Source organism: Saccharomonospora azurea NA-128, from assembly GCF_000231055.2.
GTDB lineage: Bacteria > Actinomycetota > Actinomycetes > Mycobacteriales > Pseudonocardiaceae > Saccharomonospora > Saccharomonospora azurea.
The window spans coordinates 58,106-81,221 of record NZ_CM001466.1 but is presented as its reverse complement, the minus strand read 5'-3'; the positions used below and the strand labels follow the sequence as shown (position 1 = coordinate 81,221).

The following is a 23,116-nucleotide window of genomic DNA, read 5'->3' as shown; positions in this document are numbered from 1 at the left end:
CCCTATCCGGCCGCAGACGAGGCGCTTTGCTCGCCTGAGAGTGCGGGCATCGGCGTACCCGTGTGGACGATGCCCAACCGCTGCGTGGCCCGCGTCAGCGCCACGTAGACGTCGTTGAGCCCACGCTGCGACCCCGAGGCGATCCCCTCCGGATCCACCACGATCACGGCGTCGAACTCCAGGCCCTTCGACCGGCTCACGGTGAGGACCGACACCCTCGGGTTGTCCCCCGTGTCGTCGACACCGGCCGTGGCCTGCGTCTTCGCCAGCTCGGCCGCCAGGCCCCCTTCCAGGGACTCGGGGCACAGCACCGCCAGCGTGCCGCCTCCCCGCTCCGCGGTCAGCGCCTCCAGTTCCTCGTCCACCCACCGGCGGACGTCGGCGGCGAGCGCCTCCGGGGAGCTCGACCGGCGCCACGGACGCACCCCCGACTCGCGCACCGACTTCGGCGCCGACAGCCCGGCGTCGAGCTCGGCCAGGACGGCGGAGGCGAGGTCCATGATCTCGGCGGGTGTGCGGTAGTTCACGGTGAGTTCCCGCAGCCGCCAGCGGTCGCCGACGTACGGCCGCAGGACCCGGTCCCACGACGACGTCCCCGCCGCCGAACCGGTCTGCGAGACGTCCCCCACCAACGTCATCGACCGGCTGGGGCAGCGCCGCATGAGCAGCCGCCAGTCCATCTCGGACAGTTCCTGGGCCTCGTCGACGATGACGTGACCGAACGTCCAGGAGCGGTCGAGGGCGGCCCGCTGAGCCGCGGTCAGGTCGCTGCGCGCCTCCTGACGCTCGGCCAGCAACTCCGCGTCGAGGACGTCGCGCACCCGCACGATCTCCTCGTCGATGATCTCGTCGTCCTGTTCCAGGACGTGCAGCACACCCTCGGCGTAAGCGCGCTCCTCGCGACGCTGCCGTTCCCGGCGGGCGCGGGCCTCCGTGTCGTCCTCGCCCAGCAGCTCGGCGAGCTCGTCGAGCAGCGGAACGTCGGCGGGGGTCCACAGGGCCCCGGGCCGGCGCAACAGGCTCCGCCACTCCTCCTCGGTGAGCACACCGCGGGCAGCCGAGGCGAGCCGTTCGGCGTCGGTGAGCAGGTCGCTCAGCAACTCCTGCGGCGTCAGCTTCGGCCACAACGACTGCAGTGCGGCCTGCACCGCGGCGTCCTCGGCGAGCTCCTGGCGGATCGTCGCGAAGTCCCGCGCGTCGAGCATGGGCCCGCTGTCCACCTCGTCGTCGGCCAGCGGCACCTCGGGCAGATCGTCGAGAACGCTGGACTCCAGCCTGCGCACCGACTGGTCGGCCAGCGCGTCGAGGAGCCGGTCGACGAACACCCGGCGGGCCACGTTGTGGGGGCGCAGCGTCTCGCGCGCCTTCGCGCGCGCCCGCTCGCACGTACGCCGGTCGAGGGTGAGCACCTCTCCTCCCTCGACCGGGACCTCCAGGACGGTCTCGGGCACGATCTGGCGGTCGCGGACGGCCTGCGCGAGGACGTCGGCCATGCCGATCCGGCCCTTGATCTCGGCGACCTCGGGAGTGTCGAGCCCCGCGGCGGCCAGCCCGGGGAAGAGCTCGCCGATGGTCGAGAGCAGGACACCCGTCTCGCCCAGCGAGGGCAGCACCTGCCCGATGTAGCGCAGGAAGGTGCTGTTGGGCCCGACGACGAGCACACCACGCGTGGTGAGCTGTCTGCGGTACGTGTAGAGCAGGTAGGCGGCGCGATGCAGCGCCACGGCGGTCTTGCCGGTGCCCGGCCCGCCCTGCACCACCAGGACCCCGTTCATGTCGGCGCGGATGATGCGGTCCTGCTCCGCCTGGATCGTCGACACGATGTCCGACATCTCGCCGGTGCGTCGACGCTCCAGCGCCGACAGCAGCGCCGCCTCCCCCGCCAGCCCGAGGTGGTCGGTGTGCTCGTCGGCACCGAGGTCGAGCACCTCGTCGTCGATGCCGACCACCCGGCGGCTGAGCGAGCGGATGTGCCTGCGGCGCCGGATGCCCTCCGGAGAGGCCGCCGTGGCGAGGTAGAACGGCCTCGCGGCGGGCGCCCGCCAGTCGATCAACAGCGGCCGGTAGTCGTCGCTCTCGTCGAACAGCCCGACCCGGCCGATGTACATCGTCGACTCGTCGTCCGGGCCATCACCGTCGGCGAAGTCGAGCCTGCCGAAGCACAGCCCCTGCTCCACGGACTTGAGCTGGGCGAGCCGATCGCTGTAGGTGGCGGTCGCCGCCTCCCGTTCGGCGGCGGCCTGCGGAGGCCCACCCGAGCTGCGCAGAGCCTCGGTGAGCCTGCGGTCGGCCAGCTCGCGTTCGGCGTCGAGGCGTTCGTACAGCGTCGAGACGTACGCCTGCTCGGCGGTGATCTCGGCGCGCTTGGCCTCGTCGAGCCGAGAGTTCGGCTTCACCGTCTGCGGATCGAACGTCATGGTGTTGTCGGGTTCCCGACGCTGCGGGGACACGGACACAAGCAGCCCACTTTCGCGGTCGAGGGACTCTCACAGCCCAGGAATAACGAACGCGGTCCGCGCACCATTCCCCGCCCCACCCGATCCGGTGACACGGTGGACGGCGGGACGAGCGAGGGGTCTAGAACGGCAGGCCGATCACCGGCAGCCCGATGGCGGCGTCCACGGCGAGGGCGACGAACACGATCATCAGGTAGGTGTTCGAGCGGTGGAACAACGACATCGGCTTCGTCTTCTCACCACGGGCCACCGCCGCGTAGAGGCGGTGCGCGTAGAAGAGGAACCAGGCACCGGTGAGCACAGCGAAGGCCGTGTAGAGCCAGCTCGTGGCCGGGACCAGCAACAGCGTCCAGCCGACCATGACCCACGAGTACACGACGATCTGCTTGGCGACGTGCTTCGGCGTCGCCACGACGGGGAGCATCGGCACGCCCGCCCGCTCGTAGTCCTCGCGGTAACGCATGGCGAGCGCCCAGGTGTGCGGCGGGGTCCAGAAGAAGATCACGCCGAACATCACGAACGCGGGCCACTCCACCGTGCCCGTCACGGCGGCCCAGCCGATGACCACCGGCATGCAGCCCGCTGCGCCGCCCCAGACGACGTTCTGCGGTGTCCGCCGCTTGAGCAGCAGCGTGTAGACGAAGATGTAGAAGAGGATCGTGACGACGGCGAGGATGGCGGCGAGCAGGTTCACCGTCAGGTAGAGCAACCCGAACGAGGCGAGACCGAGCACCACGCCGAAGATCAGCGCGTTGCGCCTGGGTACGGAGTCCCGCACGAGCGGGCGCCGCTTGGTGCGGTTCATCACCTTGTCGATGTCGGCGTCGATGACGCAGTTCAACGCATTGGCGCTGCCCGCGGCCATGGTTCCGCCGACGAGAGTCGCCAGCACCAGCCACGGTGACGGGAACTCCCGGCCCGCGAGGAACATCGCGGGAATCGTGGTCACGAGCAGGAGCTCGATGACCCTCGGCTTGGCCAGCGCGGCGTACGCGCCGATGACCTCACGCAGACCTCGCCGGCCACCAGCTTCCGACTCGCCAGTGGGATGCACGGCGCTGGTGTGCTCACTGCGCCCGTGCGCAGCGTTCACCAACGACATCTCGCTCCCTGTGCCTTGATTTCGTCCCTGCGTCGGCATGGACGCGATACCTTGACAGATCGTAGTAGAGCGCAAGCACGCCTTGCCCGGCGGCACCCGGGCACGGGACCCACGTCACCATGGGCCACGCGCCGTGCGCGATCGCCCCCGCACAGCGCGTCAGTGATCGCCGATGGCGCGTCGCCGTCGACTAGGCTGACCGACGAATTCGCCGGTACCCGTCGCCGGAGTCACAGTGCTCGAAATTCATGCAGGCCAGTCCACTGAGACGGCAGGCACACCGGGTTCAGGATCGATTAAGATCGTCTGTGACCGAGACGATCGGGTAACCGGGCAAGGAACAGCCAACGCGCGAGACTTCAGGGAGCCGAGTCAGTGTCGGAGAACGCCCCTACGGATAACAACCCTCTGTTGCGCCGGAACTACCCGGCCGACTGGTCGGATCTGGACACCCGGGCGGTGGACACGATCCGCGTGCTCGCGGCCGATGCCGTCGAGCACTGCGGCAGCGGGCACCCCGGCACGGCCATGAGCCTGGCGCCGGTGGCGTACTCACTTTTCCAGCGCATCATGCGCCACGACCCGGCCGACCCCGAGTGGCCCGCGAGGGACCGCTTCGTCCTGTCGGCCGGACACAGCAGCCTCACGCTGTACCTGCAACTCTTCCTCGCCGGCTACGGGCTGGAGATGGAGGACCTCAAGCAGCTGCGCAAGTGGGGTTCGGCCACGCCGGGACACCCCGAGTACCGCCACACGCCCGGAGTGGAGACCACCACCGGACCGCTCGGCCAGGGGCTGGCCAACGCGGTGGGCATGGCCATGGCGGCGCGGCGTGAGCGCGGTCTCCTCGACCCCGACGCACCGCAGGGCGAGAGCCCGTTCGACCACCACATCTACGTGATCGCCTCGGACGGCGACATCGAGGAGGGCGTCACCTCCGAGGCCTCCTCGATCGCGGGTCGGCAGGAGCTCGGCAACCTCGTCGTCATCTACGACGACAACAAGATCTCCATCGAGGACGACACCGCGATCGCGCTGTCGGAGGACACCGCCAAGCGCTACGAGGCGTACGGCTGGCACGTGCAGGTCGTCGACGGCGGCGAGGACGTCGTCGCGTTCGAGAAGGCCGTCGAGGCCGCGAAGGCGGAGACCACGCGCCCCTCGTTCATCCTGCTGCGCACCGTCATCGGCTATCCCGCGCCGACGAAGATGAACACCGGCAAGGCCCACGGCGCCGCGCTCGGTGCCGACGAGGTCGCGGCCGTGAAGGAGGCCCTGGGCTTCGACCCCGAGGTCGACTTCCACATCGACGACGAGGTCCTGGCCCACACCCGCAAGGTCGGCGAGCGCGCCAAGGCCGAGCGGGAGAAGTGGCAGCAGGCCTTCGACGCGTGGGCGCAGGCCAACCCGGAGCGCAAGGAACTGGCCGACCGCCTCCGCACGCGGACCCTGCCCGCCGGGTGGGACGAGAAGCTCCCGAGCTGGGAGCCGGACGCCAAGGGCATCGCGACCCGCAAGGCCTCCGGTGAGGTGCTCAACGCCATCGGCGACGTGCTGCCGGAGCTGTGGGGCGGCTCGGCCGACCTGGCCGAGAGCAACAACACGCTCATCAAGAACTCCGACTCGTTCGGGCCGGAGAGCGCGTCGACGGACATGTTCACCGCCCACCCGTACGGCCGGAACCTGCACTTCGGTGTCCGCGAGCACGCGATGGGCGCGATCCTCAACGGCATCGCCCTGCACGGCGGCACCCGCCCCTACGGCGCCACGTTCCTCATCTTCAGCGACTACATGCGGCCGTCCGTCCGCCTCGCCGCCCTGATGAAGGCGCCCGTGGTGTACGTGTGGACGCACGACTCGATCGGTCTCGGTGAGGACGGCCCGACGCACCAGCCCATCGAGCAGCTCGCCTCGCTGCGCGCGATCCCGGGCCTGAACGTCGTGCGCCCCGCCGACGCCAACGAGACGGCGGCGGCGTGGAAGGCGGCGCTGGAGGACATCGAGGCTCCCACGGGGCTCGCGCTGACCCGCCAGAACGTGCCGGTGCTGGAGGGCACCGACGCCGAGGGCGTGGCCAAGGGCGGTTACGTGCTGGCCGAGGCCTCCAACGGCTCCCCCGAGGTCGTGCTGATCGCGACGGGGTCGGAGGTGCAGCTCGCCGTCGAGGCCCGCAAGACGCTCGAGGCCGACGGCACGCCCACCAGCGTGGTCTCCATGCCGTGCGTCGAGTGGTTCGACCAGCAGGACGCCGAGTACCGCGACGCGGTCATCCCGCCGACCGTCAAGGCTCGGGTCGCCGTCGAGGCCGGTGTGGCGCAGCCGTGGCACCGGTTCGTGGGCGACGCGGGCGAGATCGTCTCGATCGAGCACTTCGGCGCCTCGGCCGACTACAAGACGCTGTACGAGAAGTTCGGGATCACCGCCGAGGCCGTGGTGGCCGCGGCTCGCCGCTCGCTGGCCAAGCGCTGACGTCGCGGCACGCACAACCCGGCGGTGGGGGCGTCGCGGACACGACGCGACGCCCCCACCCCGAGTGAGTCGACACGTGGAAAGGGATGACGTCATGGGCAACACCGACAGGCTGGCCCAGCTGTCCGAGGCAGGAGTGTCGATCTGGCTCGACGACCTGTCGCGCGAGCGGCTGCGCTCCGGCAACCTCGCAGAACTGATCCGCGACAAGCACGTCGTCGGGGTCACCACCAACCCGACGATCTTCGCGGGCGCCCTGTCGAAGGGCGAGGCGTACGACGAGCAGATCCGTGAGCTCGCCGCGCGCGGTGCGGACGTCCACGCCGCCGTGCGGGAGCTGACCACCAGCGACGTACGCGAGGCCGCGGACCTCTTCCGCGACGTCTACACCGCCACGGACGGCGTCGACGGCCGGGTGTCGATCGAGGTCGACCCGGGTCTGGCACGGGACACGGACAAGACCGTGGCCGAGGCCGAGGAGCTGTGGAAGACCGTCGACCGGCCCAACATCTTCGTCAAGATCCCGGCCACCGAACAGGGCCTGCCCGCGATCACGCGCACCCTCGCCGACGGCATCAGCGTCAACGTCACCCTGATCTTCTCGGTGGAGCGCTACCGCGCCGTCATCGAGGCCTTCTTCAGCGGGCTGGAGCAGGCCAAGGCCAACGGCCACGACCTGTCGCAGATCGAGTCCGTGGCGTCGTTCTTCGTCTCGCGGGTCGACAGCGAGGTGGACAAGCGGCTGGAGGCCATCGGCACCGACGAGGCACTGGCCCTGCGCGGTGAGGCCGCGATCGCCAACGCCCGCCTCGCCTACGCCGCCTACCTGGAGCTCTTCGCGAGCGAACGCTGGGCGGCACTCAAGAAGGCCGGCGCCAAGCCCCAGCGTCCCCTGTGGGCGTCCACCGGGGTGAAGAACCCGGACTACTCGGACACGCGCTACGTGGACCAGCTCGTCGTCGCGGGCACGGTCAACACGATGCCGGAGAAGACCCTGGAGGCCGCGGCCGACCACGCCGACATCCAGGACGACACCGTGACCGGCACGGCGCTGGAGGCACAGCAGGTGTTCGACCGGCTCGCCGAGGTCGGCATCGACGTCAGCGACGTCTTCCGCACGCTGGAGGACGAGGGTGTGGAGAAGTTCGACAAGTCGTGGGCCGAGCTGCTCGACACCGTGCGGGGCCAGCTGGACTCGGCGAAGGCGCAGAGCTGATGGCCGAACGGACGACGGTCGACATCACCGACGCCGCCCTGACTCAGGCGGCACGTTCGCTGCTGGACCAGCTCGTCGCCGACCGCGTGGCGAGCGCGCTCACCGCGCAGGACCCCACGCTGTGGGGCGAGCGGGCCGAGCCGGAGGCGTCGATCCGCCTGTCGTGGACGACGCTGCACAAGAGCTCGCGTCCGCTGATCGGCGAGATCGAGGCGCTGCGCACGGACCTGCGTTCCGAGGGCATCGACCGGGTCGTGCTCGCCGGGATGGGCGGCTCGTCGCTCGCGCCGGAGGTGATCACCGGTACGGAGGGCGTGGCGCTGACCGTGCTGGACACCACCGACGCGGGCCAGGTCGCCGACGCGCTCGAGGGCGACCTGGAGCGCACGGTGCTCGTGGTGTCGTCGAAGTCCGGCACGACCGTGGAGACCGACAGCCACCGGCGCATCTTCGCCAAGGCCTTCGCCGACGCCGGGATCGACCCGGCTCGGCGGATGGTCGTCGTGACCGACCCGGGCTCGCCGCTGGCGGACCTCGCCGAATCCGAGGGCTACCGCAAGGTGTTCCAGGCCGACCCGCACGTCGGAGGTCGCTACTCCGCGCTGACGGCGTTCGGCCTGGTGCCCGCGGGACTGGCCGGCGCGGACGTCGCCCGGCTGCTCGACCAGGCCGCCGGCGCGGCGGAGACGCTGTCCGCCGACTCCCCGGACAACCCGGCGCTCCGCCTGGCCGCCGCCCTCGCGGCGGCACACGAGAACGGTGCCGAGAAGGTCGTCCTCGCCGACACCGGATCCGGTATCGCGGGTTTCGGTGACTGGGCCGAGCAGCTCATCGCCGAGTCGACCGGCAAGGAGGGCACCGGCCTGCTGCCCGTGGTCGTCGAATCGCCCACCGCGCCCGGTTTCGCCGACGCGGGCACCGACGCCACCACGGTGGCCGTGGGCCCGTCCGTCGAGGGTGCGGCGATCGCGACCTCCGGCCCGCTCGGCGCACAATTCCTGCTCTGGGAGTACGCCGTGGCGGTGGCGGGCAGGCTGCTCGGCATCAACCCGTTCGACCAGCCCGACGTGGAGGCGGCGAAGAAGGCCGCCCGCGCGTTGCTCGACAACCCGCAGGCGCTCACGGGCACCGAGGAGCCGTCGGCCGTGATCGGCGCGGTGGAGGTGTACGGCCCGGTGGGCGACAGCGCCGCCACGGGCACGCTCTCGCAGGTGCTGCGGGAGTTCGTCGACGGCGTCGCCGAGAACGGCTACCTCGCCGTGCAGGCGTATCTCGACCGGCTCGACGACGCGTCCGCCACCCTGCTGCGCGGCGAGCTCGCCCGGCGAACCGGGCGGCAGACGACGTTCGGCTGGGGCCCCCGATTCCTGCACTCCACGGGGCAGTACCACAAGGGCGGTCACCGCAACGGCAGCTTCCTCCAGATCACGGGGGCGGTCGAGGCGGACGTGCCGGTGCCCGGCCGCCCGTACACCCTCAGCACGTTGCAGCTGGCCCAGGCGCTCGGTGACGGGCAGGTGCTGGCCGACACGGGCAGGCCCGTGCTCCGACTGCATCTCACCGACCGGGCGGCGGGCCTCGCGGACGTGGTCCGAGCCGTACAGGAGCTCACTCGATGAGGCAAGGTTGGACCAACCCGCTGCGGGACCCCCGCGACAAGAGACTGCCGAGGATCGCCGGGCCGTCGAGCCTGGTGATCTTCGGCGTCACGGGGGACCTGTCGCGGAAGAAGCTCATGCCGGCGATCTACGACCTCGCGAACCGGGGCCTGTTGCCCGCGGGCTTCTCGCTCATCGGTTTCGCGCGCCGGGAATGGGAGCACCAGGACTTCGGCCAACAGGTGCACGACGCCGTCGCCGAGCACGCGCGCACCCCCTTTCGCGAGTCGGTGTGGGAACGACTGGCCGAGGGCATCCGGTTCGTCCAGGGTTCGTTCGACGACGACGCCGCGTTCGACCAGCTCGCCCAGACCGTGACGGAGCTGACCGAGCAGCGGGGAACCGGCGGCAACACCGCGTTCTACCTCTCCATCCCGCCGTGGGCGTTCCCGGTGGTGACCAAGCAGCTCGCCCGCTGCGGTCTCGCGCAGTCCAGTGAGGACGTCTGGCGGCGGGTCGTCGTGGAGAAGCCGTTCGGGCACGACCTCGCGAGCGCGATGGAACTGAACGCCGTCGTCAATGACGTCTTCCCCGAGGAGTCGGTGTTCCGCATCGACCACTACCTCGGCAAGGAGACGGTGCAGAACATCCTGGCGCTGCGGTTCGCGAACCAGCTGTTCGAGCCGATCTGGAACGCGCACTACGTCGACCACGTGCAGATCACCATGGCCGAGGACATCGGCCTCGGCGGTCGCGCGGGCTACTACGAGGGCATCGGGGCGGCGCGGGACGTCATCCAGAACCACCTGCTGCAGTTGCTCGCCCTCACGGCGATGGAGGAGCCGGTGTCGTTCGAGCCGAAGGCTCTGCGCGCCGAGAAGGTGAAGGTCCTGGGGGCGACGACGGCCGTGGGCCCGTTCGACGAGACGACGGCACGCGGCCAGTACACCGGGGGCTGGCAGGGCGGCAAGAAGGTGCCGGGCCTGCACCAGGAGCAGGGCTTCTCCAAGGACTCGACCACCGAGACGTACGCGGCCGTGACCCTGGAGGTGCGCAACCGCCGCTGGGCGGGCGTGCCGTTCTACCTGCGTACCGGCAAGCGGCTGGGCCGCCGGGTCACCGAGGTCGCCGTGGTGTTCAAGCGGGCACCGCACCTGCCGTTCGACTCGACGTCCACCGAGGAGCTCGGCGAGAACGCCCTGGTGATCCGGGTGCAGCCCGACGAGGGCGTCACGATGCGCTTCGGGTCGAAGGTCCCGGGCACCACGATGGAGGTCCGCGACGTCACGATGGACTTCGGCTACGGGCACGCGTTCACCGAGAGCTCGCCCGAGGCCTACGAGCGGCTGATCCTCGACGTGCTGCTGGGCGAACCGTCGTTGTTCCCCGGCAACGAGGAGGTCGAGCTGTCGTGGCGGATCCTCGATCCGGTGCTGGAGCACTGGGCGAAGCTCGGTACGCCGGAACCGTACGAGCCGGGTTCGTGGGGGCCGCCGTCGGCGGAGGCGATGCTGGAACGCACGGGCCGGCACTGGAGGCGTCCGTGAGGGACGCTCGTTTGGCCCTCACGGACGCCGACCGGGTGCGGGCGTCCCGCAGAACACTGGAGGCGTCCGTAAGGGACGCTCGTTTGGCCCTCACGGACGCCGACCGGGTGCGGGCGTCCCGCAGAACACTGGAGGCGTCCGTAAGGGACGCTGACCTGGCGAGCGCGGATCAACACAGGAGATTCCGATGATCATCGATCTGCCGTCGACGACGACGTCGCAGTTGAACAAGAAGCTCGTCGAGATCCGTGAGCGTGGCGGGGCGGTGGCGCTGGGCCGAGTGCTGACGCTGGTCATCGCCGCGGAGGACGACGACCAGCTCGAGGACGCCATCGACGCCGCGAACGAGGCGAGCCGGGAACATCCGTCGCGCGTGATCGTGGTCGCCAAGGGCGCGCGCACGGCCGCCCCGCGCATCGACGGTCAGATCCGGGTGGGCGGCGACGCGGGCGCGAGCGACGTCATCGTGTTGCGCCTGTACGGGGCGCTCGCGAACCAGGGCAGGAGTGCGGTGGTTCCGCTGCTGCTGCCCGACACGCCGACCGTCACGTGGTGGCCGGGCAAGGGGCCGAAGGCGCCGTCGAAGGACCAGCTGGGTCAGCTCGCGCAGCGTCGGATCACCGACTCGGCCGCGGAGACCAACCCGATCCGTGCACTGACCGCCCGGAGCAAGTCCTATGTGGATGGTGACACGGATCTGGCCTGGACCCGGCTCACCAACTGGCGGGCACAGCTGGTGTCGGCGCTCGACCTCCCGCCGTTCGAGCCGATCACCGGAGCGTCGGTCACCGGCGAGGCGGACTCCCCGTCGACGGAGCTGCTCGCGGGCTGGCTCGCGGAATACCTCAACGTGCCGGTGAAACGCATCAAGACCACCGAGGCGCAGGGCATCGTCGCGGTGCGTCTCGACCGGCCGTCGGGGCCCATCGAGCTGCACCGGCCGGACGGCAAGACCGGCACCCTGACCCAGCCGGGACAACCGACTCGGCGTGTTTCCCTGCACCGGCGGGACAACAAGGACTGCCTCATCGAGGAGCTGCGCAGGCTCGACCCGGACGAGGTCTACGAGGCCGCGCTGCGCGGCCTCACCAAGTTCTCCGCCGCACGCAAACCCGCGAGGTCGTCCACGGCGGCGAAGACGTCCACAGGGGCCTCCGGGTCCAGGACCGGGACCACGAGGACCACGAGGAAGAACACGGGCGCGACCGCGCGCGGCAGCCGGAAGACGGCGGCGAAGGCCGCGCCCGCCACGTCCACATCGACCGACGCAGAGGCGGAGGCCTAGCGGCATGAGCACTGCTTTCGATCCCACCGTGTCCGATCCGACGGTGGTCGTGCATCCCGACCAGGACGTCCTCGCCGCCGCGGCGGCGGCGCGACTGATCGCCACCCTCGCGGACGTACAGGCGCGCAAGGGCTCGGCGTCCGTCGTCCTCACGGGCGGCGGCATGGGGATCGCCGTTCTCGACCAGGTGCGCCGCAGCCCGGCGCGCGACGCCGTGGACTGGTCGGCGCTGGACGTCTACTGGGGCGACGAACGCTTCGTGCCCGCCGACGACGACGAGCGCAACGAGAAGCAGGCACGCACGGCGCTGTTGGACCACGTGCCCGTGGACGAGGAGCGCGTCCACGCCATGACCGCGTCCGACGGCCCGTTCGGCGACGACCCGGACGCGGCCGCCGCCGCCTACGCGGAAGCCCTCGCCGCGGCGGCCCGGTCGGCCGACACGGCCACCAGCGCGGCCCAGGTGCCGTCCTTCGACGTGCTGCTCCTCGGGCTCGGCGGGGAGGGGCACACGGCCTCCCTGTTCCCGGACACCGCCGAGGTGCGGGAGGAGCGGTCGGCGGTCGTCCCCGTACGGGACTGCCCGAAGCCGCCACCGACGCGGCTGTCGTTGACGTTGCCCGCCATCCGCGCCGCCGAGGAGGTGTGGTTGCTGACCGCCGGCGAGGCCAAGGCCGACGCGGTCGCCCTCGCCCTCGGCGGCGCCGACCCGGTGAGCCTTCCGGTGGCGGGCGCCCGGGGCAAGCAACGCACGGTGTGGTTGATCGACCGTGCCGCCGCCGGGAAGATCCAGCCACACTCAGAGTGAAACGAAACGTGGCGGTAACCCGATATAGTGGGTCCTCCACGTTTCGTTGCAACCGCACACGGTCAAAGGGTTGCGCTCCGTGACCACTCACAGAAACCTCTCAGTATCGAGTCCACACAATCGAGAGGTCGCAACCAATGACCACACAGGGAATCTCCCTCGCCGGGGTCCCGGTCGGCGGTCCTGGCTCGGGGACCGCCGACCCACCGCGGGAACACACCACCGCACTCTCCAGCCGGTCGCGCGCACGCTCGAGACACCCGGCCCTCACCGCCGCGGCAATGGACGTCGTGTTCGTCGTCTTCGCAGTACTCGACGTGTGGCTGGTGATTCCCGACGACGCTCCGTCGTACCCGATCTGGCTGTCGGCGGCGAGCTGCCTGGCGCTCCTGCTGCGCCGCCGGCTGCCGTTCACCACCGTCCTGCTGGCGGTTCCCGGCTTCTTCGCCGGCTGGGCGCAGCTGGCGGCCATGCTCGCGCTGGGCTCGCTCGCACTTCGTAAGCAGTTCCACTGGCACATGTGGGTCGGCGCCGGGCTGGTGTGGCTCTGCCGGTTCTTCCTCTGGCCCATGTCGGACTTCCTCGAACTCAATTGGCGGATCCACGTCCTCGACGCCATGTACGGGGTCATCGTGGCCGGGATGCCCGTCGCGATCGGCCTGCTGATCGCGGCGAGATGGGAACTGGCCGCCCGGCTGGCGGAACTCGCGGCGAGCCGGGACCGGGAACGGCAACTCCACGCGCAGGCCGTGCGCGCGGAGGAACGAGCCCGGCTCGCGAGAGAAATGCACGACGTCGTGTCCCACGACATCACGCTCATCGCCATGCAGGCGGGCGTGCTGTCGGCGGCGAAGGTCGACACCCAGGCCAAGGAGACCGCCGACACGATCCGCACTCTCAGCACCCGCACCCTGGAAGAACTCCGAGGGCTCGTGGGTGTGCTGCGGTCGGGGGCCGACATGGCTGTGCAGGCGGACCTGCGTGATCTCGACGAACTCGTACACCACGCGGGAGTTCCGGTGCGGCTGACGATGGAGAACGTGCCCGCGGACCTGCCCGCCCCGGTGTCCGCCGCGGCCTACCGGACGGTGCAGGAGGGCATCACCAACGTCCGCAAGCACGCACCCGGTGCCACGGCGTTCGTCCACGTGTCCGCGACGTGCGACACCGTGTCCGTCGACGTGCGCAACGACAAGCCCAAGTCACGCCGCAACGTCGCTCTGCCTCGCGGCGGGGGTTACGGGCTCGCCGGGCTCGCCGAGCGGGCCAAGCTGCTGGGCGGCACGTTCGAGAGCGCGTCCACAGACGACGGCGGATTCCGCATCCACGCCAGCTATCCGTTCCGGTAACCGCGAAGGCCGCTTTTCCTGTGCAAGTGAAGGCCACCTTTCCCTGCGGCTGGCGCAGGAAAGGTGGCCTTCGCGGTTCTTACCGTGTGCTGTTGTCGTCTCGCGGCCGCCCCGCCCGTGACCGGGCCGAGCGGTCGGGCGTCGTCAGCCCTCGCGTCGGCGCCGCAGTCGCTCCAGCGCCTCGGCGAGGATGGCCTCCCCGTCGGCGTCACTCCGACGTTCCTTCACGTACGCCAGGTGAGACTTGTACGGCTCCGTACGAGGCGCGGCGGGAGGCTGCTCCCGGTTGCGCCCCGCGGGAAGACCGCACCGAGGGCAGTCCCACTCCTCCGGAATCTCCGCGTCCATCGAGAACGACGGACGCGACTCGTGTCCGTTGGCGCACCAGTACGGAACCCGACGACGCGGAGCAGCCTCCCCACGCTCCGACTCGCCGGAAGGACCTGCTCCGATCCGCGTGCCTCGGATCGCGTTACCGCCAACCATGAATCGTCACCCCACCAGAAAGTTGACGCACGATCGCCGCACGCCAACGTCGATCAGAGTTTCACCAGCAGGCCGAGCCCGACGATGGCGATCACCCACACCGCCCCGAGTCCGAGCGTGATCCGGTCGAGGTTCTTCTCGGCCACGCTCGAGCCCGAGAGGCTCGACTGCATACCGCCACCGAACAGAGACGACAGCCCGCCGCCGCGACCACGGTGCAGCAACACCGCGATGATGAGCAGCACGCTGGAGACGATCAACAAAATTTGCAGGAACAGTTCCATGTCATCCTCTGTGTACTGCGTGTGGCGGGAACCTCAAGAGTAGCGTAAACGCCCCTCTTGTCACGGGAGTGGGCCGCCCGCGGCGAGCGCGCACAGCTTGGTGAACTCCTCACCGTCGAGGCTCGCGCCACCGACCAGTGCTCCGTCGACGTTGTCGCACTTCACGAGGTCGGCCACGTTGCTCGACTTGACCGAACCGCCGTAGAGAATCCGCATCCCCTGGGCGAGCTCCGCGCCGTACTTGTCCGAAAGGGCGGACCGCAACGCGGCACAAACCTCCTCGGCGTCGGCGGGAGTGGCGACCCGGCCGGTGCCGATGGCCCAGACCGGCTCGTAGGCCACGACCACGTTCGCGACCTGCTCGGCCTTGAGCCCCTTCAGCGCGGCGAGGAGCTGCGAGGTCGTGTGCTCGATGTGGTTGCCGGCCTCACGCACGTCGAGCTTCTCGCCCACGCACAGGATCGGGCTGAGGCCGTGCTTGAGAGCCGCGCGGACCTTCTTGTTGACGAGTTCGTCGGTCTCGCCGTGGTACTCGCGCCGCTCCGAGTGCCCCACCACGACGTAGGTGCACCCGAGCTTGGCGAGCATCGCGCCCGAGACCTCACCGGTGTAGGCGCCCGAGTCGTACGGGGACAGGTCCTGCGCTCCGTAGGTGAGCAGCAACTTGTCGCCGTCGACCAGGGTCTGCACGCTGCGGATGTCGGTGAAGGGCGGCAACACCGCCACGTCGACCTTCGCGTAGTACTTCTCCGGCAGCGAGAACGCGATCTTTTGCACCAGGGCGATGGCCTCGAGGTGGTTGAGGTTCATCTTCCAGTTGCCGGCGATCAGCGGCTTGCGGGCCATCAGCGCTCCTCACTCAACACGGCGACACCGGGCAGTTCCTTGCCCTCCAGGTATTCCAGGGACGCACCGCCTCCCGTGGAGATGTGCGAGAAGCCGTCCTCGGGCAGTCCGAGCAGTCGCACGGCCGCGGCGGAGTCGCCACCACCGACGACGCTGAACGCCTCGGACTCGGCGATCGCGGACGCCACTCCCCTCGTGCCGTGTGCGAACGGCGCCATCTCGAACACGCCCATCGGGCCGTTCCAGAACAGGGTGCGCGCGTCGCGGACCGCGGCACCGAACGCGGCCACCGTCGTGGGCCCGATGTCGAGCCCCATCCAGCCGTCCTCGATGCCGGTGACGGGCACGGTGCGCTTCGCGGCGTCGGCGGCGAACGCGTCGGCCACGACGATGTCCGCGGGCAGCAGCAGCTTGTCACCGGCCTCGGCGAGCAGCCGCTTGCAGGTGTCGACCATGTCGCTCTCCAGCAGCGACGAGCCGACGCCGTGGCCCTGGGCGGCGAGGAAGGTGAAGCACATCCCGCCGCCGACCAGCAGCCGGTCGACCTTCGGCAGGAGCGCCTCGATGACGGCGAGCTTGTCCGACACCTTGGACCCACCGAGCACGACGGCGTAGGGCCGCTGCGGGTCGCCGGTGAGCGTGCGCAGCACCTCCAGCTCGGCGAGCACGAGCCCGCCCGCATAGGCGGGCAGCACGCGGGCCACGTCGTACACCGAGGCCTGCTTGCGGTGCACCACACCGAACCCGTCGGAGACGAACGCACCGTCGTCGCCGGTCAACGCGGCCAGCTCACGCGCGAGCTCGGCGCGTTCGTCCTCGGACTTGCTGGTCTCCCTGGCGTCGAACCGGACGTTCTCCAGCAGCACGACGCCGCCGTCGCCGAGCGACTCGGCCGCGGCCTTCGCCTGGTCGCCGACCACGTCACCGGCCAGCGTCACCTCGCTGCCGAGCAGCTCGCCCAGCCGCACCGCGACGGGACGCAGCGAGAACGCGGGATCCGGTGTGCCCTTCGGCCTGCCGAGGTGGGCCGCCACGACGACGCGCGCACCCGCCTCCGTCAGCGACCGGATGGTGGGCAGCGCCGCGCGGACCCGACCGTCGTCCGTGATCTTCTCCCCGTCGAGCGGAACGTTCAGGTCGGCGCGCACCAGCACGCGCCGACCCCGTACGCCCTCGCCGAGCAGGTCGTCGAGAGTCTTCACCGCCATGTCGTCAGGACAGCTTCGAGCCGACGAGCTTCACCAGGTCCGCGAGACGGCTGGAGTAGCCCCACTCGTTGTCGTACCAGCCGACGACCTTCACCTGGTTGTCGATGACCTTGGTCAGCGGCGCGTCGTAGATGCAGGACGCGGGGTCGGTGACGATGTCGGACGACACGATGGGCTCCTCGCTGTAGCGGAGGATGCCCTTCAGCGGGCCCTCGGCCGCGGCCTTGTACGCGGCGTTGACCTCCTCCGCGGTGGCGCTCTTCGCGAGCGTCACGGTGAGGTCGGTGGCGGAGCCGGTGGGCACCGGGACGCGCAGCGCGTAGCCGTCGAGCTTGCCGTTCAGTTCGGGCAGGACGAGGCCGATCGCCTTCGCCGCGCCCGTGGAGGTCGGGACGACGTTCAGCGCCGCGGCGCGGGCGCGACGCAGGTCCTTGTGCGGGCCGTCCTGCAGGTTCTGGTCCTGCGTGTAGGCGTGCACGGTGGTCATCAGGCCCTGCTGGATGCCGAACTCGTCGTGCAGGACCTTCGCCAGCGGCGCGAGGCAGTTCGTGGTGCACGAGGCGTTCGAGATGATGGTCTGCGAGCCGTCGTACTCGGAGTCGTTCACACCGAGGACGACCGTGAGGTCCTCGCCCTTCGCCGGCGCGGAGATGATCACCTTCTTGGCGCCGCCGTCGATGTGCGCCTTCGCGGCCTCGGCCTTGGTGAAGAAGCCGGTGGACTCCACGACGACGTCGACACCCAGGTCGCCCCACGGGAGCTTGGCCGGGTCCTTCTCGGCGAGGGCCTTGATGGTCTTGCCGCCGACGACGATCCCCTCGTCGCTGACGGAGACGTCCGCGTCCAGCCGACCCAGGATGCTGTCGTACTTGAGCAGGTGAGCCATCGTGGCGACGTCACCGAGGTCGTTGAAGGCAACGATCTCGATGTCGTGGCCGCTGGCCTGCACGGCGCGGAAGAAGTTGCGGCCGATCCGGCCGAAGCCGTTGACGCCTACACGAACCGTCACTGCTCTGCTCTCCTCAGGGTTCCGCCCGGTTGCGTCACCGGGCTGACACTTCTTCGGGTTCCACCAGCCACCCTAGCGTGCTGGCCTGCGGGTATCGGAGTACCCCGCGACGAGACCTGGCCCACGCCCGCTGATCGGGCGAATCGATTAAGATATCCAGGTCACAGCACGTTCGGTCGCCGCCCGGAGGTGTCCGGATTCCGGGAAACCGGCCGTCGCGGCACGCCAGGACGCCCGGACACCGGTTCGTCGGCCGCCGGTACCGGACGCTCGCCGACGCGTGCGCCGCGGGACGTGCTCACCGCCTCGCCGGTCGACCGAATCGATCACCGGATCGATCAGGTGAGACCGGTCGCAATCCGCCGGACCGCGACCGGTCGTCGAACCTGCGGGACGAGAACTACGACCGCGACGTCGGAGCCGGCGGCACGTCACCCCGCCAGGAGCCCGTCTCGCGGCCGCGGCTCTCGATGTACTGCTTGAACCGGTGCAGGTCGCCGTCCACCCGGGTTTCGAGCAGGCCCGCCTTGTCGGCGACCTTCTCCAGGAACGTGTCCGGGTCGATGTCCATCTGTGCCGTCACCCTGGTGCGGTCCGGACCGAGCCGGTGGAACGTGATGACGCCGGCATGGGTCGGACCCGAGTCGGAGGTCCACGCCACTCGCTCGTCCGGGTGCTGCTCGGTGATGGTCGCGTCGAACTCCCTCGTGATGCCTCCGATCCGCGTCACCCAGTGCGTGTGGGTGTCGTCGATCTGCTGCACGCGCTCGACGCCGTCCATGAACTCGGGGAACGACTCGAACTGGGTCCACTGGTTGTAGGCGGTGGACAGTGGGACGTCCACGTCGACGGCCTTCATCACCGTGCTCACGAGCACCACCTCCCGATCGGTGTCGTACGCACCGGACGTTCCGCTGCGCATCAAGAGTGCGCACTCCGGGTACCCGAGCACCCATGACGCACACTTCGAAGGGCGACACCGCCACCGTGCGCGCCGTGGGCAAACTGACCGAGGCGCTGGAGGTGGTGGAGGAGGCGCGGGGTCACCTCTACGCGTTCCACCGGCTCACGGGCACGGCGGACTTCGCGTTGGAGGAGGCGATCGGCATGCTGCGCGACGCCGGCTACGACGACCTCGCCGCCCGGTTGGACACCGAGCTGCTCGGCCGCAACGTGTTGCCGGGCCGCTGGACCTACCAGGTGGTCGAGGACTACGAGGACACCTACTACACGGTGTTCCGCGAGTTCGTCGACGAGGCCAGGCAGTTCACACCCGGGCAGCGGCACGCGTACGAGGCCGAGTTGAAGCGCACTCGCCGTACCCGTGGCCACGCGGGTCACGAGGCGGAACCCCGCGACGTGGCCGGCGGGGAGAACTCGCGTACCGCCACCGATCGCTCGGTGGCGTCGAGCACCTCCCGCTGACGAGGTGGGCCGTGCTCACCCACCGCTTCCCCGCCGGCGGACCACCGTCGGTCAGCGCCCTGACCCGCCGTGAGTTGGCGGCGGCGCAGGTCGTCGAGCCACCGCTGCGGGCGGCGTACGCGCGGTGCCGCGAGCTCAACGCCCAGCACGGTCGGACGTACTTCCTCGCCACCCGGCTGCTGCCCGCACCGCGCCGACCGGCCGTGCACGCGCTGTACGGCTTCGCCCGGTACGCCGACGATCTCGTGGACGGCGACGTCGGCGTCCGCGAGGCGGAGGCCGGGCTCGCCGCCCTCGACGCGGCGCTGCGTCCCGCCCTCGCGGACGGTCACAGCGACGAGCCGGTCCTCGCGGCCCTGGCGGACACGGTCGCGCGCTACGGCATCGAGCCCGACCTCTTCACGCGGTTCCTGCGGTCGATGCGGATGGACCTGACGACGACCGACTACCCCACGCGCGCGGCGCTGTCGGAGTACGTGCACGGCTCGGCCGAGGTCATCGGTCTGCAACTGCTGCCCGTGCTGGGCACCGTGTGCGATCCCGCCGAGGCCGCGCCGCACGCCGCCGCGCTCGGCAACGCCTTCCAGCTCACCAACTTCCTCCGCGACGTGGGCGAGGACCTGGACCGGGGCCGCGTGTACCTGCCCGCCGACGAGCTGGCCGCCCACGGTGTGGACCGCGACCTCCTGCTGTGGTGCCGCAGGGTGGGCCACGCGGACCCGAAGGTGCGGCGGGCCCTGGCCGATCAGGTCGAGCGCACGCGCGGCGTGTACCGGCGGGCGTGGCCGGGGATTCCGCTGCTGCGGCCCGAGTCCCGGCCGTGCGTGGCGGCGGCGTTCACGCTGTACTCCCGCATCCTCGACGTCATCGCCGAGGCGGGTTACGACGTCTTCGCCTCGCGTGCTGTGGTGGGCACCTCCCGGCGCGTCGCCCTGGCCACCGGCACGATGATGCGCACGTGGGCCGGGCGGCCCCACCGGGTGCCGCCCCTGCGGCATCGGCTCGTGGTGGCGGAGGCGGCGGACACGACGAAGGGGTGGCGCTGATGCCCACCCCGCCGGACGCCGCGGCATTCCCTCCGGACCAGTGGCACTACGCGCTGGCGCTGGCGGCCTGCCTCGCCATCACGCTTCCCCTGGAGTTCGCGGGCGCGCGGGTGTATCGCCGTCCGCGTCGCCTCGCGCGCGCGTTGGCGCCCGCGCTGTTGTTTCTGGCCTGGGATCTGCTCGCGGTCGCGGGCGGCGTGTGGGAGATCAGTCCGAGCTACACGCTGGGTGTGCGGGTCGCGCCCGCCTTCCCGATCGAGGAGGCGTTGTTCTTCGTGACGATCCCGCTGTGCACGCTGCTGACGTTCGAGACCGTGCGCCGGATCCGCGTGGGTGAACGCGTATGACCGGCATCGGGTACACGCTTCCCGCGGTGGTCTCGGTGGTCGTCGTGGTGGCCGCCGAGCTGGCGTGGTTGCGCACTGGCCTGTTCCGGCGCCGCGCGTACTGGATCACGATGGCGATCGTGCTCGCCTTCCAGGTGCCCGTGGACGGCTGGCTGACGAAGCTCTCCGCTCCCGTCGTCGTGTACGACCCCACGCATTTCCTCGGGCTGCGTTTCCCGTTCGACATCCCCATGGAGGACTTCCTGTTCGGGTTCAGCCTCATCACCGCGACGCTGCTCGCGTGGACGGCGCCGGAGCGGCGGGAGCACGCCTCATGACGGCGCACACGGACCTCGACCGCTCCGTCGTCCCGGCCGCGTTCGACCGCGCCGCCGCGCACTACGACCGGCTGGTCGGCCTCAACCCCGGCTATCACGCCCACCTGCGCGCCGCGGCCCGCGCCGCCCGGGCCGCGGGCCCGGGTGCCCGGGTGCTGGACGTCGGCTGCGGCACGGGCGCGTCGACGCGGGCCCTGCTGTCCACGCTCGTCGATCCCGAGATCGTCGCCGTGGACGCCTCCCCCGCCATGCTCGCGCTCGCGGAGCGCAGACCGTGGCCCGGGTCGGTGCGGTTCGTGCACTCCGCGGTCGACGACCTGCCCGGAGCCGAGCTGGAGAGCCCGTTCGACGTCGTGTTCGCCGCCTACCTCCTGCGCAACGTCGCCGACCCGGACGCCACACTGGCGACGCTGCGGCGCCTGCTGCGCCCCGGCGGGACGCTCGTGCTGCACGACTACACACTCGCCGACCGGCTCCGTCCGCGTCTGGTGTGGACGGTCGTGTGCTGGTCGGTGATCATCCCGGCGGCGTGGGCGCTGAGCCGGGACACCGGGCTGTACCGCTATCTCTGGCGCAGTGCCAGGCAGTTCGACTCGCCGTCCCGGCTGCGCCGACGGCTGCTCGACGCCGGATACACCGACGTCCACGCGCACACCGTGGGCGGCTGGCAGCGCGACGTCCTGCACACCGTCACGGCCACCGTGCCGCGCACCGTCCTGAGGGAGACACCGTGACCACCACCGTCGGCCGGGACCCTCGCCGGGAAACGCTGCCCGCCGTTCCGGGAACGGCCCGGGTGTCGCCGGGACACCGGGTCGTGGTGGTCGGCGGCGGGATCGCGGGACTCGCCGCGGCCACCGGACTGGCCGAGCGCGGTGTGGACGTGGACGTCGTCGAGCGCCGGCCCTACCTCGGGGGCCGGGTCGGCGGCTGGACGGTGCCGCTGCCCGATGGCAGCCGCACCGGCATGAGCCGGGGTTTCCACGCCTTCTTCCGCCAGTACTACAACCTGCGGGCGCTGCTGGCCCGCGCCGAGAGCCGGACAGGGTCACCGCTGCTGCACCCGGTCGCCGACTATCCCCTCGTCGACGCCCACGGGCGGCTCGACTCGTTCCGGGCGCTGCCCCGCACTCCGCCGTGGAACGCCCTGGCCTTCGCGCTGCGCAGCCCGACCTTCGGTGCGTCCGCGTTGCTGCGTGTCGCGGCGCGCCAGGCCCTGCCGCTCACCGACGTGCGGGTTCCCGACGTCTACGCCGCCCTCGATCACCTCGACGCCGCCACGTTCCTCGACCGGGTGCGGTTCCCCGAGGCCGCCCGGCACCTGGCGTTCGACGTGTTCTCGCGGAGCTTCTTCGCCCCACCGGACCGGTTCTCCGCCGCCGAACTGGCCGTGATGTTCCACCTCTACTTCCTCGGGTCGGCCGAGGGGCTGGTGTTCGACGTCCCGGACCGGCCGTTCCACACCCTGTGGGAGCCGCTCGGGGCCTATCTCGCCGACCACGGTGTCCGGCTGCGCACCGGTGTCGCCGTCGAGCGGATCGACTCCGGGCCCGACGGCTTCGACGTCCATGCCGGAGGCGCGACGACCAGGGCCGACGCACTCGTGCTGGCGACGGACGTCCCCGGCCTTCGCCGGCTGGTGGCGGCCTCGCCCGAGCTCGGTCCCCCGCCGTGGCGCGAACGGATCGCGGGGCTCGGCAGCGCACCGCCGTTCTGTGTGCTGCGGGCCTGGCTCGACCGCCCCGTCGACGCCACGCGGCCCGCCTTCCTCGCCACCGGAGGCCGGCCCCCGCTCGACAACGTCAGCGTGCTCGACCGGTACGACGCCGACGCGGCGGCGTGGGCGCGACGCACGGGCGGCTCGGTGGTCGAGGTCCACGCCTACGCCGTCGCGGACGGGGACGAGCCCGCGGTCCGGCGCGAGACCGAGCGCCGGTTGTGGCAGCGGCTGCGCGAGGTGTATCCCGAGACGAGGACGGCACGAGCCGTCGCGGAGCACTCGGTGTGGGACGCCGACTGCCCGCTCTTCGCGCCCGGCTCCTTCGGCGCCCGGCCGGGAGTGACCACACCCGTGCCCGGGGTGGTGCTGGCGGGCGACGGGATCCGCGTCGACCTGCCCGTGGCGTTGATGGAGCGGGCCGCCACGACCGGCTGGCTCGCGGCGAACCACCTGCTCGCCGGGTGGGGCACGGCCGGGCACGAGCTGGTCACCGTCCCGAGGCGGGGCCGCAACCGGGCTCTGCGGGCGCTCGCCGCCCGGTACCGTACCCGGCCCGGGGAGGGCGGCCGGGTCGCGGGCGAACACGTGCCGGTGTGAG

General features: G+C 70.9%; 21 protein-coding genes. 13 read left to right on the top strand and 8 right to left on the bottom strand.

Annotated features, from left to right (window positions below; all coding sequences use genetic code 11):
- Positions 1-2: 2 nt before the first annotated feature.
- Positions 3-2,417 carry a HelD family protein gene (locus SACAZDRAFT_RS00420; protein WP_005437571.1) on the bottom strand — a complete coding sequence of 805 codons (2,415 nt, stop codon included), beginning with the start codon at positions 2,415-2,417 and terminating at the stop codon, positions 3-5.
- A 160-nt stretch (positions 2,418-2,577) separates the two neighbouring features.
- Positions 2,578-3,558 carry a heme o synthase gene (locus SACAZDRAFT_RS00415; protein WP_005437569.1) on the bottom strand — a complete coding sequence of 327 codons (981 nt, stop codon included), beginning with the start codon at positions 3,556-3,558 and terminating at the stop codon, positions 2,578-2,580.
- Positions 3,559-3,933: 375 nt separating this feature from the next.
- Between SACAZDRAFT_RS00415 and tkt the strand changes: the two genes are divergently transcribed.
- The 7 genes from tkt (at position 3,934) to SACAZDRAFT_RS00380 (ending at position 13,830) form a co-directional block, all read left to right on the top strand.
- Positions 3,934-6,027 (top strand): transketolase, encoded by a 2,094-nt coding sequence (gene tkt / locus SACAZDRAFT_RS00410; RefSeq protein ID WP_005437568.1) that lies wholly within the window; start codon positions 3,934-3,936, stop codon positions 6,025-6,027.
- A 94-nt stretch (positions 6,028-6,121) separates the two neighbouring features.
- Entirely contained in the window at positions 6,122-7,243 is a 1,122-nt protein-coding gene (gene tal, locus SACAZDRAFT_RS00405; RefSeq protein WP_005437567.1) for a transaldolase, read from the top strand.
- Positions 7,243-8,862, top strand: a complete 1,620-nt coding sequence (locus SACAZDRAFT_RS00400) for a glucose-6-phosphate isomerase (protein ID WP_005437565.1) — start codon at positions 7,243-7,245, stop codon at positions 8,860-8,862. Before tal ends, SACAZDRAFT_RS00400 begins: the two co-directional genes overlap by 1 nt.
- Entirely contained in the window at positions 8,859-10,388 is a 1,530-nt protein-coding gene (gene zwf, locus SACAZDRAFT_RS00395) for a glucose-6-phosphate dehydrogenase (protein ID WP_005437564.1), read from the top strand. The genes SACAZDRAFT_RS00400 and zwf overlap by 4 nt, the downstream gene beginning before the upstream one ends.
- A gap of 187 nt (positions 10,389-10,575) precedes the next feature.
- On the top strand, positions 10,576-11,673 hold the full coding sequence (gene opcA, locus SACAZDRAFT_RS00390; RefSeq protein WP_005437556.1) for a glucose-6-phosphate dehydrogenase assembly protein OpcA: 1,098 nt from the start codon (positions 10,576-10,578) through the stop codon (positions 11,671-11,673).
- Between the two features lie 4 nt (positions 11,674-11,677).
- Positions 11,678-12,481 carry a 6-phosphogluconolactonase gene (gene pgl / locus SACAZDRAFT_RS00385; protein ID WP_005437554.1) on the top strand — a complete coding sequence of 268 codons (804 nt, stop codon included), beginning with the start codon at positions 11,678-11,680 and terminating at the stop codon, positions 12,479-12,481.
- Between the two features lie 137 nt (positions 12,482-12,618).
- Positions 12,619-13,830, top strand: a complete 1,212-nt coding sequence (locus SACAZDRAFT_RS00380) for a sensor histidine kinase (RefSeq protein WP_005437552.1) — start codon at positions 12,619-12,621, stop codon at positions 13,828-13,830.
- A 144-nt stretch (positions 13,831-13,974) separates the two neighbouring features.
- Here the strand turns inward: SACAZDRAFT_RS00380 and SACAZDRAFT_RS00375 are convergent, their stop codons facing one another.
- The 6 genes from SACAZDRAFT_RS00375 to SACAZDRAFT_RS00350 form a co-directional block, all read right to left on the bottom strand.
- Positions 13,975-14,316 carry an RNA polymerase-binding protein RbpA gene (locus SACAZDRAFT_RS00375; RefSeq protein ID WP_005437550.1) on the bottom strand — a complete coding sequence of 114 codons (342 nt, stop codon included), beginning with the start codon at positions 14,314-14,316 and terminating at the stop codon, positions 13,975-13,977.
- 53 nt (positions 14,317-14,369) lie between these two features.
- Positions 14,370-14,600 (bottom strand): preprotein translocase subunit SecG, encoded by a 231-nt coding sequence (gene secG / locus SACAZDRAFT_RS00370; protein WP_005437548.1) that lies wholly within the window; start codon positions 14,598-14,600, stop codon positions 14,370-14,372.
- A gap of 60 nt (positions 14,601-14,660) precedes the next feature.
- Entirely contained in the window at positions 14,661-15,446 is a 786-nt protein-coding gene (tpiA, locus tag SACAZDRAFT_RS00365; protein WP_005437546.1) for a triose-phosphate isomerase, read from the bottom strand.
- Positions 15,446-16,648 carry a phosphoglycerate kinase gene (locus tag SACAZDRAFT_RS00360; RefSeq protein ID WP_176662534.1) on the bottom strand — a complete coding sequence of 401 codons (1,203 nt, stop codon included), beginning with the start codon at positions 16,646-16,648 and terminating at the stop codon, positions 15,446-15,448. Before SACAZDRAFT_RS00360 ends, tpiA begins: the two co-directional genes overlap by 1 nt.
- A gap of 10 nt (positions 16,649-16,658) precedes the next feature.
- The gene (gap, locus tag SACAZDRAFT_RS00355) at positions 16,659-17,663 is read right to left on the bottom strand and encodes a type I glyceraldehyde-3-phosphate dehydrogenase (RefSeq protein ID WP_005437544.1); all 1,005 of its coding nucleotides are present in this window, start codon (positions 17,661-17,663) and stop codon (positions 16,659-16,661) included.
- A 400-nt stretch (positions 17,664-18,063) separates the two neighbouring features.
- The gene (locus tag SACAZDRAFT_RS00350; RefSeq protein ID WP_037295610.1) at positions 18,064-18,534 is read right to left on the bottom strand and encodes an SRPBCC family protein; all 471 of its coding nucleotides are present in this window, start codon (positions 18,532-18,534) and stop codon (positions 18,064-18,066) included.
- Positions 18,535-18,617: 83 nt separating this feature from the next.
- Here SACAZDRAFT_RS00350 and SACAZDRAFT_RS00345 point away from each other — a divergent pair, with 83 nt between their 5' ends.
- Genes SACAZDRAFT_RS00345 through SACAZDRAFT_RS00320 form a run of 6 tightly spaced genes read left to right on the top strand, consistent with a single transcriptional unit; the run spans position 18,618 to position 23,115 of the window.
- Positions 18,618-19,088 carry a hypothetical protein gene (locus SACAZDRAFT_RS00345; RefSeq protein ID WP_005437542.1) on the top strand — a complete coding sequence of 157 codons (471 nt, stop codon included), beginning with the start codon at positions 18,618-18,620 and terminating at the stop codon, positions 19,086-19,088.
- 11 nt (positions 19,089-19,099) lie between these two features.
- Positions 19,100-20,134 (top strand): phytoene/squalene synthase family protein, encoded by a 1,035-nt coding sequence (locus SACAZDRAFT_RS00340; protein WP_005437541.1) that lies wholly within the window; start codon positions 19,100-19,102, stop codon positions 20,132-20,134.
- Complete coding sequence (locus SACAZDRAFT_RS00335) at positions 20,134-20,481, top strand: lycopene cyclase domain-containing protein (RefSeq protein WP_005437539.1); 348 nt, start codon at positions 20,134-20,136, stop codon at positions 20,479-20,481. The genes SACAZDRAFT_RS00340 and SACAZDRAFT_RS00335 overlap by 1 nt, the downstream gene beginning before the upstream one ends.
- Positions 20,478-20,798 carry a lycopene cyclase domain-containing protein gene (locus SACAZDRAFT_RS00330; RefSeq protein ID WP_005437537.1) on the top strand — a complete coding sequence of 107 codons (321 nt, stop codon included), beginning with the start codon at positions 20,478-20,480 and terminating at the stop codon, positions 20,796-20,798. The genes SACAZDRAFT_RS00335 and SACAZDRAFT_RS00330 overlap by 4 nt, the downstream gene beginning before the upstream one ends.
- Positions 20,795-21,532, top strand: coding sequence for a class I SAM-dependent methyltransferase (locus SACAZDRAFT_RS00325; protein WP_005437534.1), 738 nt, complete (start codon positions 20,795-20,797; stop codon positions 21,530-21,532). Before SACAZDRAFT_RS00330 ends, SACAZDRAFT_RS00325 begins: the two co-directional genes overlap by 4 nt.
- The gene (locus SACAZDRAFT_RS00320) at positions 21,529-23,115 is read left to right on the top strand and encodes an FAD-dependent oxidoreductase (protein WP_005437533.1); all 1,587 of its coding nucleotides are present in this window, start codon (positions 21,529-21,531) and stop codon (positions 23,113-23,115) included. The genes SACAZDRAFT_RS00325 and SACAZDRAFT_RS00320 overlap by 4 nt, the downstream gene beginning before the upstream one ends.
- Position 23,116: the final 1 nt, after the last annotated feature.

Excerpts from the sequence above, each read along its gene's own strand:
- SACAZDRAFT_RS00420 (WP_005437571.1), bottom strand. The coding sequence starts at position 2,417 with ATGACGTTCGATCCGCAGACGGTGAAGCCGAACTCTCGGCTCGACGAG.
- SACAZDRAFT_RS00415 (WP_005437569.1), bottom strand. The coding sequence starts at position 3,558 with ATGTCGTTGGTGAACGCTGCGCACGGGCGCAGTGAGCACACCAGCGCC.
- tal (WP_005437567.1), top strand. The coding sequence starts at position 6,122 with ATGGGCAACACCGACAGGCTGGCCCAGCTGTCCGAGGCAGGAGTGTCG.
- SACAZDRAFT_RS00400 (WP_005437565.1), top strand. The coding sequence starts at position 7,243 with ATGGCCGAACGGACGACGGTCGACATCACCGACGCCGCCCTGACTCAG.
- zwf (WP_005437564.1), top strand. The coding sequence starts at position 8,859 with ATGAGGCAAGGTTGGACCAACCCGCTGCGGGACCCCCGCGACAAGAGA.
- opcA (WP_005437556.1), top strand. The coding sequence starts at position 10,576 with ATGATCATCGATCTGCCGTCGACGACGACGTCGCAGTTGAACAAGAAG.
- pgl (WP_005437554.1), top strand. The coding sequence starts at position 11,678 with ATGAGCACTGCTTTCGATCCCACCGTGTCCGATCCGACGGTGGTCGTG.
- SACAZDRAFT_RS00380 (WP_005437552.1), top strand. The coding sequence starts at position 12,619 with ATGACCACACAGGGAATCTCCCTCGCCGGGGTCCCGGTCGGCGGTCCT.
- SACAZDRAFT_RS00375 (WP_005437550.1), bottom strand. The coding sequence starts at position 14,316 with ATGGTTGGCGGTAACGCGATCCGAGGCACGCGGATCGGAGCAGGTCCT.
- secG (WP_005437548.1), bottom strand. The coding sequence starts at position 14,600 with ATGGAACTGTTCCTGCAAATTTTGTTGATCGTCTCCAGCGTGCTGCTC.
- tpiA (WP_005437546.1), bottom strand. The coding sequence starts at position 15,446 with ATGGCCCGCAAGCCGCTGATCGCCGGCAACTGGAAGATGAACCTCAAC.
- SACAZDRAFT_RS00345 (WP_005437542.1), top strand. The coding sequence starts at position 18,618 with ATGACGCACACTTCGAAGGGCGACACCGCCACCGTGCGCGCCGTGGGC.
- SACAZDRAFT_RS00335 (WP_005437539.1), top strand. The coding sequence starts at position 20,134 with ATGCCCACCCCGCCGGACGCCGCGGCATTCCCTCCGGACCAGTGGCAC.
- SACAZDRAFT_RS00330 (WP_005437537.1), top strand. The coding sequence starts at position 20,478 with ATGACCGGCATCGGGTACACGCTTCCCGCGGTGGTCTCGGTGGTCGTC.
- SACAZDRAFT_RS00325 (WP_005437534.1), top strand. The coding sequence starts at position 20,795 with ATGACGGCGCACACGGACCTCGACCGCTCCGTCGTCCCGGCCGCGTTC.